The organism is Stenotrophomonas geniculata ATCC 19374 = JCM 13324 (genome assembly GCF_001431625.1).
Classification (GTDB): domain Bacteria; phylum Pseudomonadota; class Gammaproteobacteria; order Xanthomonadales; family Xanthomonadaceae; genus Stenotrophomonas; species Stenotrophomonas geniculata.
Window position 1 is genome coordinate 1 of record NZ_LLXT01000158.1, and the last position, 12,705, is coordinate 12,705.

The 12,705-nt window shown below is 67.1% G+C and carries 10 protein-coding genes; 1 reads left to right on the plus strand and 9 read right to left on the minus strand.

The window, feature by feature from the left end; all coding sequences use genetic code 11:
- Positions 1–549: 549 nt before the first annotated feature.
- From rodA (ARC63_RS21210) to ARC63_RS21235, 6 genes are all read right to left on the minus strand, one after another.
- Positions 550–1,644, minus strand: coding sequence for a rod shape-determining protein RodA (rodA, locus tag ARC63_RS21210; protein WP_231298677.1), 1,095 nt, complete (start codon positions 1,642–1,644; stop codon positions 550–552).
- 62 nt (positions 1,645–1,706) lie between these two features.
- A complete protein-coding gene (rodA, locus tag ARC63_RS21215; protein WP_053443533.1) occupies positions 1,707–2,819 on the minus strand; it encodes a rod shape-determining protein RodA in 1,113 nt (370 codons plus the stop codon).
- Entirely contained in the window at positions 2,816–4,894 is a 2,079-nt protein-coding gene (mrdA, locus tag ARC63_RS21220) for a penicillin-binding protein 2 (protein ID WP_010481416.1), read from the minus strand. The genes rodA (ARC63_RS21215) and mrdA overlap by 4 nt, the downstream gene beginning before the upstream one ends.
- A 3-nt stretch (positions 4,895–4,897) precedes the next feature.
- The gene (gene mreD, locus ARC63_RS21225) at positions 4,898–5,383 is read right to left on the minus strand and encodes a rod shape-determining protein MreD (RefSeq protein WP_010481414.1); all 486 of its coding nucleotides are present in this window, start codon (positions 5,381–5,383) and stop codon (positions 4,898–4,900) included.
- A complete protein-coding gene (mreC, locus tag ARC63_RS21230; RefSeq protein ID WP_053443534.1) occupies positions 5,380–6,513 on the minus strand; it encodes a rod shape-determining protein MreC in 1,134 nt (377 codons plus the stop codon). Before mreC ends, mreD begins: the two co-directional genes overlap by 4 nt.
- Before the next feature lie 121 nt (positions 6,514–6,634).
- Positions 6,635–7,681, minus strand: a complete 1,047-nt coding sequence (locus ARC63_RS21235; RefSeq protein WP_005419402.1) for a rod shape-determining protein — start codon at positions 7,679–7,681, stop codon at positions 6,635–6,637.
- 283 nt (positions 7,682–7,964) lie between these two features.
- Here ARC63_RS21235 and ARC63_RS21240 point away from each other — a divergent pair, with 283 nt between their 5' ends.
- Positions 7,965–8,903 (plus strand): carbohydrate kinase family protein, encoded by a 939-nt coding sequence (locus tag ARC63_RS21240; protein WP_010481412.1) that lies wholly within the window; start codon positions 7,965–7,967, stop codon positions 8,901–8,903.
- 186 nt (positions 8,904–9,089) lie between these two features.
- Here ARC63_RS21240 and ARC63_RS21245 read toward each other — a convergent pair whose 3' ends face one another.
- The 3 genes from ARC63_RS21245 to ARC63_RS21255 form a co-directional block, all read right to left on the minus strand.
- Positions 9,090–9,713, minus strand: coding sequence for an HAD family hydrolase (locus ARC63_RS21245; protein ID WP_010481411.1), 624 nt, complete (start codon positions 9,711–9,713; stop codon positions 9,090–9,092).
- Positions 9,713–10,444, minus strand: a complete 732-nt coding sequence (locus tag ARC63_RS21250; RefSeq protein ID WP_019337678.1) for a hypothetical protein — start codon at positions 10,442–10,444, stop codon at positions 9,713–9,715. The genes ARC63_RS21245 and ARC63_RS21250 overlap by 1 nt, the downstream gene beginning before the upstream one ends.
- 127 nt (positions 10,445–10,571) lie before the next feature.
- On the minus strand, positions 10,572–12,500 hold the full coding sequence (locus tag ARC63_RS21255; protein ID WP_010481409.1) for a M1 family metallopeptidase: 1,929 nt from the start codon (positions 12,498–12,500) through the stop codon (positions 10,572–10,574).
- Positions 12,501–12,705 lie beyond the last annotated feature (205 nt).

The window sequence follows — 12,705 nt, forward strand, 5'->3', positions numbered from 1 at the left end:
GCTTACACGGCGGCCCACGCCGGCTCTCGGCACCTACGCTGCCAGATTTCCATCAGATAAGGCTTGGCAGCCGCTTGCTCGTGTGCGCTGTCCTGCGCACACGGCAAGACCGGGGTTGGGCGTCCTGCCCAACCCGCTCGAGGCATGCCTCGGGCCCATGCGGCTGACACCCCCGCGTACCCAACCCGACCGGCCTCTGACACATTTCGGAGGTCTGCCCCCCACGGAGAAGAAAAAGAAGATCAAAAGCGGATCGCGACGCTGCGCTTGCTCGTGAGCCGAGCATGGATCGGCTCTACACAAGGCAATGAAGCGACCCGCCAGGCCGCCTTTGCTTTTGATCTTCTTTTTCTTCTCCGTGGGAGACGCGCACGGAACCTGTCCGTGGCCGGGTAGATGGGCTGCGCAGGGGCGTGAGCCGCATGGATGCGGCGACCGAGCTTACATGAATGTACTTGCAGCGTCCCCTGCGCGGCCCATCTACCCGGCCCCACCCATGAACTGCTTTGCGCGGTCATCCACGAGGGGCTGCGCCGTTGGCTGGAAACCCTATCCCCCGTGCACGGGCCGGTGCCCACGCACCGCCATCACCAGTCCGATGCCGGCCAGCAACGAGACCGCCGATGTCCCGCCATAGCTGATCAACGGCATCGGGATGCCCACCACCGGCAGCAGGCCGGAAATCATTCCACCATTGACCAGTACATAGACGAAGAACGCCAACCCCAGGCTGCCGGCCAGCAACCTTGCATGCGTGTCGCGTGCGTGCACTGCGATCCACAGGCAGCGTCCGACCACGAACAGGTACAGCGCGAACAGCGTCGCCACACCGATCCAGCCGAATTCCTCGGCCAGCACCGAGAACGCGAAGTCGGTGGTGTACTCGGGCAGGAAATCCAGCGTGGCCTGCGTGCCCTGCCCCCAGCCACGCCCCTGCCAGCCACCGGAACCGATCGCGATGCGTGACTGCAGGATGTTCCAGCCGGTGCCGAGCGGATCTGCCGCCGGGTCGAGGAAGGTCAGTACGCGATCCTTCTGGTACTGCCGCAACAGCCCGAACCACGCCAGCGGTGCGGCCACCGCCAGCCCCGCCGCGCCCGTTGCCACCCAGCCCCAGTGCAGGCCGGCCAGCAGCAACGCGAACACCCCGCTGGCAGTGACCAAGGTGGCGGTGCCGAGGTTCGGCTGCATCAGGATCAGCACGGCAGGAACGCCGATCAACACTGCGGCCGTCAGCACCGTGCGTGGCGAGGGCGGCAACGGCTGCCGGTGCAGGTACCAGGCCATCATCAACGGCAGGCTGAGCTTGAGCAGCTCCGACGGCTGCAGGTAGAAGACGCCCAGGTTGAGCCAGCGCTGCCCGTACTTGCCGGTGCCGATCACATACACCGCCATCAGCGGCAGCATCGACAGCGCATACAACGCCGGTGTCCACGCGCGCAGGCGCAGCAGCGAAACACGCGACAGCAGCCACATCGCCAACAGGCCACCGGCAAAGCGCGCCGCCTGCCCGGTCACTGGCCCGGACACGCTGTGCAGCACCGCCAGGCCCGCGCCCATCAGGATCAACAACGCGACCAGCAACGGCAGGTCGATCGTGCGCACCGCCTCACGGCAGCCGCCAAGCAGTCGTTTCCATTCCACGCGCGCCACGGTAGCAACGGGCGCTTGCGTGAAGCTGTCATGGTGGTCCTGCGCAGCCGGTGTTACCCGTAGCCGCCGTGCACCGGGTTGTGACTGCGCACGGCCATCACCAACCCGAAGCCGGCCAGCAGTGACACCGCCGAGGTACCGCCGTAGCTGATCAGCGGCATCGGCACGCCCACCACCGGCAGCAGGCCGGAAATCATCCCGCCGTTCACCAGTACATAGACGAAGAACGCCAGGCCGGTAGCGCCGGCCAGCAGGCGCGAGTACGAATCGCGCGACTGGCTGGCAATCCACAGGCAACGCCCGATCACCACAAGGTACAGCGCCAGCACGGTGGCCACGCCGATCCAGCCGAATTCCTCACTCAGCACCGAGAACGCGAAGTCGGTGGTCTGCTCGGGAATGAAGTTCAAGTGCGACTGCGAGCCTTCGCCCCAGCCCTTGCCATCGAAGCCGCCGGAACCGATCGCGATCTTCGACTGGATGATGTTCCAGCCGGCCCCCAGCGCATCCATCTCCGGGTCCAGGAACATCATGATGCGGTCCTTCTGGTACGGCCGCAGCAGCCAGAACCAGGCCACCGGCGCAACCGCGGCCACGCCGCCCACACCCAGGCCGACCCACCACCACGGCAGGCCTGCCAGCAGCAGCACGAACACGCCGCTGGCGGCGATCAGCACACCGGTGCCGAAGTCCGGCTGCAGCATCACCAGGCCGGTTGGTACGCCGATGATGACCAGGGCCACGAGCACGGTGTTGAAGCGCGGTGGCAACGGCATCTTGTGCAGGTACCAGGCCACCATCATCGGCAGGCTGACCTTCAGCAGCTCGGCCGGCTGCAGGTAGAAGAATTTCAGGTCCAGCCACTGCCGGCCGTATTTGCCGGTACCCAGCACAAACACCGCCAGCAGCGGGATCATCGAGATTGCGTAGATCATCGGCGTGGCCGAGCGGATCCGCAGGATCGGTACCCGCGAGATGCCCCACAACGCGGCCATGCCCACTGCGAAGCGCGCGCCCTGTGCCATCACCAGGCCGTCGCCACCGGCACTCTTCAGCGTGGCCAGACCGATCACCATCAGCGCGCCCAGGGTCAGGCACAACACCCAGTCCAGCGTGCTGAAGAAGCGACGCAGCATGTCGCCGGCCCAACGCAGAAACACTCTCATCGTGCGGGCTCCACGGTGGTCGGGCGTGGCGTGGCCGGCAGCGCGGCCGCAGCCGGCGCCCCCGGCTGCGGCGGTGCGGGTGCCGGTTCCGGCGCGGGCACGCCGACCAGCACCGGGTGCTCGCCCAGCTGTGCCGCAGCAAGGTCACCGGCCTGGCGCGCACCCACATCTTCGTTGTCGAACGCGGTGGCACCGATGGCGGTGGTGCCGCGCTCGCTGTCCAGCGGCTGCATGCCTTCAGGCATCTTGCCCAGCAGATAGGCGTCGAACACCTTGCGTGCGATCGGCGCAGCCGCCGCACCGCCGTAGCCGCCGCCCTCCACCGCGATCGCCAGCGCGATCACCGGCTGGTCGACCGGCGCGAAACCGACGAACAGCGCGCGGTGGCGCAGGTGCATCGGCAGGCTCTTCGGATTCACCGCGGCCGTGCCCTTGCGGCTGACGACCTGCGCGGTACCGGTCTTGCCGGCCATCGTATACGGCGCGCCGGCGGCCATGCGGGCCGCGCTGCCGCCAGGCAGCATGGTGGCCATCATGCCTTCGCGCACCGCCTGCAGATTGTTCGGGTTCGGGCTGACCGGTTTGCTTTCGCCCGGGTCGGTCGCCATCCAGTCATGGTCGAACCCCGCACGCTGCTGGATCACCAGATGGGGCGTGCGCAGCTGCCCGTTGGCCAGCCCACTGACACCCCGCGCCAGCTGCAGTGGGGTGACCTTCCAGTCACCCTGGCCGATGCTGATGTTGACTGTATCGCCCGGATACCAGGCCTCCTTGCGGCTCTTCCGCTTGTAGGCCGGCGACGGCAGGATGCCGCCGATCTCGCCGGTCAGGTCGATACCGGTCGGCTGGCCGAAGCCGTAGTACTCCATGTAGTGGTCGAAGCGCTCGATGCCCAGGTCCAGCGCCAGCTTGTAGTAATAGGTGTTGACCGACTGCGCGATGGATTTACGCAGGTCGGTCCAGCCATGCCCACCGCGGTGCGAGTCACCCCAGCCACGCGAGGTGCCGGGCAGATAGAACATGCCGGTGGACAACACCTTGTCTTCCGGGCGGCGTACCCCCGAATCCAGGCCGGCCAGGCCGATCAGCGGCTTGAGCGTGGAACCGGGCGCGACGCCACCGAGTACCAGGCGGTTGAACTGCGGCCGCGACGGGTTGTCGTTCAGCGCCTTGAAATCGGCATGCGAGATACCGTTGACGAACAGGTTGGGGTCGTACGACGGCAGGCTGACCATCGCCAGCACTTCGCCGGTACGCGGGTCCATCGCCACGGCCGAGCCTTCCTGGTCGCCGAACGCGGCCACCATGGCGCGCTGCAGGTCGGCGTCGATCGACAGCCGCAGGTCGGCGCCGGACTGCGCGGCAACGCGGCCGATGGTGCGGATGGCACGGCCCTGCACGTTGGTCTCGACCTGCTCGTAGCCGACCTTGCCGCGCAGCTGCTGCTCGTAATAGCGCTCCAGGCCGGACTTGCCGATGTGGGTCAGCGCGGCATTGCCTTCGCCGAGGATCTCCAGATCCTTGTCGTCGACACGGCCGACGTAGCCGATGATGTGCGCGAACAGGTCGCCATACGGGTAGCGCCGGGTCAGGTAGGGCTCCAGCTCGACGCCGGGGAAGCGCCAGCGGTCGACGGCGAAGCGCGCCATCTCCTCGTCGCTCATGCGCAGCTTCAGCGTGACCGGCAGGAACTTGCGGCGCGCCTTGCGCGACTTGTTGAACGCTTCCAGCTCTTCCGGGCTGATGCTGATGATCTTCGCCAGCCCTTCCAGGGTGGCGTCCATGTCCTTGACCTTGTCCGGGGTCACGTCCAGGCGGAACGCCGGCACGTTCTCGGCCAGCAGGCGACCGTTGCGGTCGTAGATCATGCCGCGCCCGGGCACTACCGGCCGCGGCTTGATGCGGTTGGCTTCCGAGCGCGTGGCGTAGACGTCGTGGTCCAGCACCTGCAGCTTGAAGTACCAGCCGCCCAGTCCCAGCAGGCAGACCAGCACGCCCAGGAAACCCAGCGCCGCGCGGCGGCGGAACTGTTCGGCTTCGGCGTGCGGATTCTTGACCTGGCGGCGCGGGATCATGGCTCAGCGCCCGCGCTTGCCGAAGCGCACCGCATCCAGCAGCACGAACACCAGCGGCCACAGGCCCATGCCCAGCAGCGGCGCCCACCAGTACGACCACGGCAGGGTGGGTTCACCCACCAGGATGTGCACCAGGGCGCTGACGATGCGATCGTTGAACAGCAGGCCGCCGATGGCCAGCATCTGCTGCGACATCGGGAAGAAACGGATGCGGGCGCGGAAACGCTGCAGGATGAAGGCCAGCATCACCAGCCGCAGCGCCTGTTCGCCGAGTACGCCGCCGTACAGCAGGTCGGCGATGACGCCGCTGGCGAAAGCGATGCCCAGGCCGACCCGCTCGGGTGTCTCGATCACCCAATACGCCAGCACCAGCGCCAGCCAGTACGGGCGCAGTGGCTGCAGCAGCGCAGGCAACGGCAGCAGGCCCAGCAGCAGCGCCACCACCAGGCTGGCCGGCAGCACCCACGGGTTGTCGCGCAGGCGGCTCATCGCTGGGCCTCCGGCGTGGTCGGTTGCCGGCCAGCGGCCGGCACTCCCGTGGATCCAGCTGGGGGAGAGCCCCCCTCTTGTTGAGGTGGGCGCGCCGAAGGCGCGGGGTCAAGGGAGGATGCGGGGGCAGGCGGCCTCGTCGATGACGAGGACGGTTGCCGGCCAGCGGCCGGCACTCCCGGGCTGGGCTGCGTCGCTGCTGGCGCGGTGCCGGTCGGCAGCGCTGTGGCATCGGCCGGACCACCGGGAGCGCCCTGCTCCATCTGCAGGCGCAGGTTCGGCGGAATACGGATCGCCGCGCCGGGGCGCAGCAGAAGCACGTCGCGGCCGCGGTCCAGCTGCGCGGCCGGCTTCAGTTCGCCCACCAGGAAGGCATGGGTGTCGTCCGGGCGCAGGCCGGTGATGGTGCCGACCGGGAAGCCGGCCGGGAAACGACCGCCGAGGCCGGAGGTAACGATCTCATCGCCCACTTCCACGCCGGCGCTGAGCGGGATGTCGCGCAGTTCCAGCTTGTCGCCGCGGCCGTAGACGATCAGTCGCACGCCGTTGCGGGCCACGGTCACCGGCACGGCATGGTCGGGGTCGGTCAGCAGCAGCACGGTGGAGGTACCGCCGGTGACGCTGATCACCTGGCCCATCAGGCCGCCGGCATCGATCACCGCCTGGCCGACGTGCACGCCTTCGCGGCTGCCGGCGTCGAGCACCAGGCGCTGCTTCACCGGGTCCAGGTCGATATCCAGGATCGGCGCCAGCTGCACGTCCAGGCCACTGCGCTCGGCCACGTTCAGCAGTTCGCGCAGCTGGGCGTTGTCCAGCGCGGCGGTCTGCAGGCGGGTCAGGCGCGCGTTGGCCAGCAACAGCTGGTTGCGCAGTTCACGGTTCTCGTTGACCAGCTGGCCATGGCTGGCCGCCGAGTCCTTGACCTGGTTGCCGAGCTTGCCCGGCAGGCCAGCCAGTGCCCATACCGGCTGCACCAGGCTGTTGGCCTGCCCGCGCAGGTGCGCGAGCCAGCCGGCCTGGTCGTCAAGCACGATCAGAGTGATGGCCAGTGCCAGATAAGCCAGCAGACGCAGCGGGCTGGCGGCATCACCGGATCGGGAAGCAACGGGAGGTCCGGCGTAGGGCGGCACGGCAACGATTCAATTGGCAGAAGGCGGAAGGGGAACACGCGGGCGCCCCGCCGGTGCCGGCCCACCCTCGTGGTGGGCCGCACCCCGGAGGGGCGCTGCGGGCGCAGGCAGCCGGGACGGCTTATTCCGGCGCAAAGAACTCGTTGCCGTGCATGTCGACCAGCTCCAGCGCACGGCCACCGCCGCGGGCCACGCAGGTCAGCGGATCGTCCGCCACCTGCACGTGCAGGCCGGTTTCCTCGGAAATCAGGCGGTCCAGGTCACGCAGCAGGGCGCCGCCACCGGTCAGCACGATGCCGCGCTCGGCAACGTCGGCACACAGTTCCGGCGGGGTCTGTTCCAGCGCCAGCTTGACCGCGCTGACGATGCCCGACAGCGGCTCGTGCAGGGCTTCAAGCACCTCGTTGGAGCTGATCTTGATCATCTTCGGCACGCCCTCGGCGAGGTTGCGGCCGGAGATTTCCATCTCGATCACTTCCGCCTGCGGGTAGGCACAGCCCAGCTCGACCTTGATGCGCTCAGCGGTGGCTTCACCGATCAGCATGCCGTGGTTGCGGCGCACGTAGTTGGTGATCGACTCGTCGAAGCGGTCGCCACCGATGCGGACCGACGCCGAGTAGACGATGCCGTTGAGCGAGATCACCGCCACTTCGGTGGTGCCGCCGCCGATGTCGATGACCATCGAGCCACGCGCTTCAGTGACCGGCATGCCGGCGCCGATCGCGGCCGCCATCGGTTCTTCGATCAGGAACACGTCACGGGCACCGGCTTCCTCGGCCGATTCCTTGATCGCGCGGCGCTCGACCTGGGTCGAGCCGGCCGGCACGCAGACCAGCACGCGCGGGCTCGGGCGCAGCACGCGCGATTTGTGCACCTTTTTGATGAAGTGCTTGAGCATCGCCTCGGTATAGGTGAAGTCGGCGATGACGCCGTCCTTCATCGGGCGGATGGTGGTGATGTGGCCCGGGGTACGGCCCAGCATCTGCTTGGCTTCGGCGCCTACGGCTGCCACCGAGCGGGTGCCACCGATGGCACGGTCCTGACGCACGGCCACGACCGATGGCTCGTTCAGCACGATCCCCTGCCCGCGCACGTAGATGAGGGTGTTGGCCGTGCCCAGGTCGATGGACAGGTCGTTGGAGAACATGCCACGGAGTTTCTTGAACATCTGAGGAAGGAGTCCTGAGGGGTGTCGTGCCCGCCGCGGGATGGCGAAAAAATGGGCAGAAATCGAGGCCGACAAGCCTAGCAACCCGCCTGCCGCCGAGCAAGGAAAAAACTAGCTGAACCCGCGTCTTCACAGGCTTTCGGCCTGATCGGGTCTCACCCGGTTCTGGCCCTGAGCGGCACCAGCGGGTAACCTTTGCGCCGTCGGGCGCCCAAGGGCGCCGTTTGCTTGCCCGCCGAACCGGGCCGGCCCACCCCAAAATTCACCGCATAGGCTTACATCGATGTCCGCTCTGATCTGTGGTTCTCTTGCCTTCGACACCATCATGGTGTTCCCGGACCAGTTCAAGAATCACATCCTGCCGGACAAGGTGCACATCCTGAACGTGTCCTTCCTGGTCCCGCGCATGCGCCGCGAGTTCGGCGGCTGCGCCGGCAACATCGCCTACAACCTGCACCTGCTGGGCGGCCAGCCGATCCCGATGGGCACCGTGGGTTCGGACTTTGGCCCGTACCGTGAGTACTTCGAAGGCCTGGGCATCGACCTGTCGCGCGTGCGCGTGATCGATGAGCTGTTCACCCCGCAGGCGTTCATCACCACCGATCACGACAACAACCAGATCACCGCCTTCCACCCGGGCGCGATGATGCGTTCCTACGAAAACCACGTGCGTGGCGTACCGGGCGTGACCCTGGGCCTGGTCGGCCCGGACGGCCGCGAAGGCATGATCCAGAACGCGCAGGAATTCCACGAAGACGGCATCCCGTTCATCTTCGACCCGGGCCAGGCCATGCCGCTGTTCAACGGCCCGGAACTGCGCGAGTTCATCGAGCAGGCCGACTACGTGGTGGTCAACGACTACGAGTCGAACCTGCTGCAGGAACGCACTGGCTGGGACGAGAAAGAGATCGTCAGCCGGGTCAAGGCCTACATCACCACCCGCGGCCCGAAGGGCGCGGTCATCCACACCCCGGAAAAGAGCTACGACATTCCGCCGGCGCATGAGCGCCGCGTGGTCGACCCGACCGGCTGTGGCGACGCCTTCCGCGCCGGCCTGATCTACGGCATCCAGAAGGGCTACGACTGGCTGACCATCGGCCGCATGGGCAACCTGATGGGCGCGCTGAAGGTCGAGCACCCGGGCACGCAGAACCAGCGCTTCACCTTCGATGAGTTCAACGAGCAGTTCAAGCAGCAGTTCGGTTACGCGCTGAGCGCGTAACCGAACTGCCCGCACATCTGATCGGTAGGTGTCGACCTTGGTCGACATTGCCGGCCAGCGGCCGGCACTACCGGAACCTCCGACCAACACGTGGCCTGCTCTCTGTAGAGCCGAGCCATGCTCGGCTTGCACGCGCCAGCGCGATCTGACCGGAGGAGAGCAGCCGAGCGTGGGCTCGGCTCTACATCAGCAAGCGCCCTGCCAGGCAGCCAGCAAGGCGCGGCAATCAGCGAAATGCCAGTCGGCACGGCCCGGCCATGGGTTTTCCGGCAGGTTGACCAGCACGGTATGGGCGCCGGCCGCACGGCCGCACTCCAGGTCGTAGGCGTGGTCACCGACCATCACCGCCTCCGCAGCCCCGATCCCCCAACGCCGCAGATGCTGCTGCAGGCCATCCGGTGAGGGTTTGGGCACCGCTTCATCGCGGCCGATGATGTCGGCATCGTCGAACAACGCCCCGACCCCGATCGCGTCCAACGTCAGCTTCGCCAGCGCATGATCATTGCGGGTCAGGATGCCGAGCCGGCAGCCTGCCGCCGACAACGCGCGCAGCAGCTTCAGCGCACCCGGTGCCGGCAGTGCGTCCTCGGCCAGCGCGCGCTCATGATCCAGCAGCCACTCGCGCTTGGCCTGCGCCGGTGCGTCCGGCAACGCCGCAATATGGTCAAGGATGTCTTCCTCGGCCGCGATCTCCAGCGCGCGGCGGATCGCGGCAAAATCATGCACGGCGACGGTCAGCGTGCCATCCATGTCGAACACCCAGTGCCGGATCGCGGACAACGCGTGCACTGCGCTGCCCGCCGCAACCATCACTGCCACCACTGCGGCATGCGGCTGGCGTCGACGCCACCGGTTTCGAACACAGCGGTGCGGGTGCCACCGGCCTTGACCGGGAACTCGATGCTGATCGACTTGCCCTTGCGCGCCAGCTTCCACAGCGCCTTCTGGTCGGTGATGAACAGGGCAATGGCTTCATCGGTCTTCGGACGCCACGCCGCCATGGAAATCGGCTTGCCGTCGTCCACGGTTACTTTCACCGTGCACTGCGGGCAACGGAAATCGCCGGCCTGCAGCACCAGATACGCATGCCGCTTCCACTCCGGATGATCGCGGAACACCAGCTGCACCGGCTTGGCGCCGCTTCCATCCACGTCCACCCGTTCCTTGCTGTAGATCTGCGCCGAAACCTGGTTGCCCTTGTTGCCCACCGGGATCTGGTTGTACTGCCACAGCGCCTGCATGCGGCGCAGGTCGCGCGCGGCATCGCCCTTGGCCTTGACCTCGTCGAAGCCTGCGGCGATGCGCTCGGCGGCCGCGGTGTCCTTGTACTGGTCCAGCAGCGAGGCACCATGCAGGCGCGCGCGCTCCCAGTCCTGCGCGGCCACGGCCATGTCGTACTGCTTGGCCACGTCTTCGGCCTTGGCCTCCTTCTGCGCCTGCACGGCGGCTGCGGCGGCTTCCTGCGCCTTGCGTTCTTCCTCGGGGTTGCTGCAGGCGGCCAGCGCCAGGGTGCAGGCGGTGAGCAGGATCAGTCGTTTCATGGCGGAGGTCCTTTGCGGGTGCATCCCGATTCTATCGGCAGCGAAAAGCGGATACACCAACGGCGGGTTTCCCCGCCGTTGGTGGTGAAGCAGTGACCGGTTGCCGGCCAGCGGCCGGCACTACCGCTTACTTGGCTTCAGCCTTGGCCAGCATGTCCTGGACCGAGGCGGTGGTGATCGGGTGGTAGCCCGGCTTGGCCTTTTCGAAGGCCTGCTTGGCCAGCTCCAGCCCCTTCGGGGTCTTCACCAGTTCGGCGTAGATCGGCAGGATCAGCTTGCGACGGCCGACGCGCTCGATGAATGCCGCCGCGCCTTCATTGGCCTGCTCGTAGCCGCTGCGGATCGCCAGCGGGTACCAGCGCATGGCGATCTCGCCATTCGGGGTGCCAGTGAAGTGGAAGGCCTTGTCCAGCGTGGCCAGCTTGTCCAGCGGCTGGGTCGCACCCAGGCCGTCGATGAAGCGCACCCATTCCTGCGTGCTCCAGTCGGCGATGACCTGGCTGCTCGGCACGGTGCCGGCGCTGGCGAAGGCGATGCGCGCGGTATCGACGCTGCTGAAGTTGCGCGACTGCGCCTTGGCAGCGAACGCCGGAATGCCCGGCTCGTCCAGCCACGCCTTCAGTTCGGCCTCGGTCACGGCCGAGGGATTCTTCGGCAGCAGGTTCTTCTTCATGTACGCGACGAACTGGTCGGTGTTCGCGCTCTGGAAGGCGTGGTCATCGAACCAGCCGCGCAGGAACGGATCGAAGGTCTCGCGGCCGAAGCGCTGCTCCAGGAATTCCAGGAACCACGCACCCTTGACGTAGGCGACCTGGCTGAGCGCTTCGTCGGGATCACGCTCGTTCAGCGGCGGCAGCGCCAGTGCCTGGTCAGCCGGGCTCATGTCCTTCACTTCGGCCAGCAGGTCGGTCTGGTCGATCTGCTTCTCCATCTCGGCCATTTCCTTGCCGTACAGGGCTTCGGTGATGCGGCCCTGGACGTAGGTGGTGAAGCCTTCATTGAGCCAGATGTCCTTCCAGCTGGCGTTGGTCACCAGGTTGCCCGACCAGCTGTGCGCCAGTTCGTGGGCGACCAGCGAGACCAACGACTTGTCGCCGACGATCACGGTCGGGGTGGCGAAGGTCAGGCGCGGGTTTTCCATGCCGCCGAACGGGAACGACGGCGGCAGCACCAGCATGTCGTAGCGGCCCCAGCGGTATTCGCCGTACAGCTTCTCGGCGGCACCGATCATCTTCTCGGTGTCTTCGAATTCCTTGGCGGCCTTGTTGACCATGGTCGGCTCGGCCCAGACGCCGGAGCGGCCGGAGATCGGCTCGAACACCAGGTCGCCGGCGGCGATGGCCAGCAGGTAGGACGGAATCGGCTGCGGCATCTTGAAGGTGTAGTCACCGTCACGCGCGGCCTTCGGATCGTTGTCGGCGCTCATCAGCACCATCACGTCCGGGCGCGAGACCACGTGCGCGCTGTAGGTGAAGCGAACGCTCGGGGTGTCCTGCAGCGGCACCCAGGAACGGGCGTGGATCGCCTGCGACTGGCTGAACATGAAGGGCAGCTTCTTGCCCTCGGTCATCGACGGTGCCAGCCACTGCAGGCCCGAGGCGGTCGGCGCGGTGTGATAGGTCACTTCCACCTTGGCCGGCTGTTCCGGAGCCTCGATGGTCAGCTTGCTGCCGAACACCTTGTCAGCGGCGGCCAGCTCGAACTTCAGCGGGCTGCGCGCGCCATCGGCGGCAACGGCCTCAACCTTGGACACGGTCAGCTCGCGGGTGTCGAGCACCAGCTGCTTGGCGTCCTTCTGCTTCCATTCCAGGGTGTAGGTGGCGGTGCCGCCGATCTGCTTCTGGTCGAAGTCCAGCTTCAGATCCAGTGCGATGTCCTTGATGGCGACCTTGTCCGGCTCGGCGTACGAGCTTTCGTCGTGGCTGCGGTTCTCGGCGTTCACGGGGGCGGCAGGGGCCTTTGTGGCAGTCGGGGCGGCGGCGGGCGCGGCCGCCTCCTGGGAGCAGCCGGCGGCCAGGGCCACGGCCAGCGGAAGGAGCATCAGCGGATTACGCATGAATCGGGACCGTTACGGGGATCAAACCCCAATGGTACCTCCCTCCGGCCCGGCAGGCGTTGCGCGGTGCGGGGTAATGCGGCCAAGGCCGATCCTGCGGCTGCGCCCCGGGTAGGTGCCAACCTTGGTTGGCACGGATCTTTCATCGCATGTGGCAGACCCGTGCCGACCAAGGTCGGCACCTACCAGAGCGGATGACCGCAGC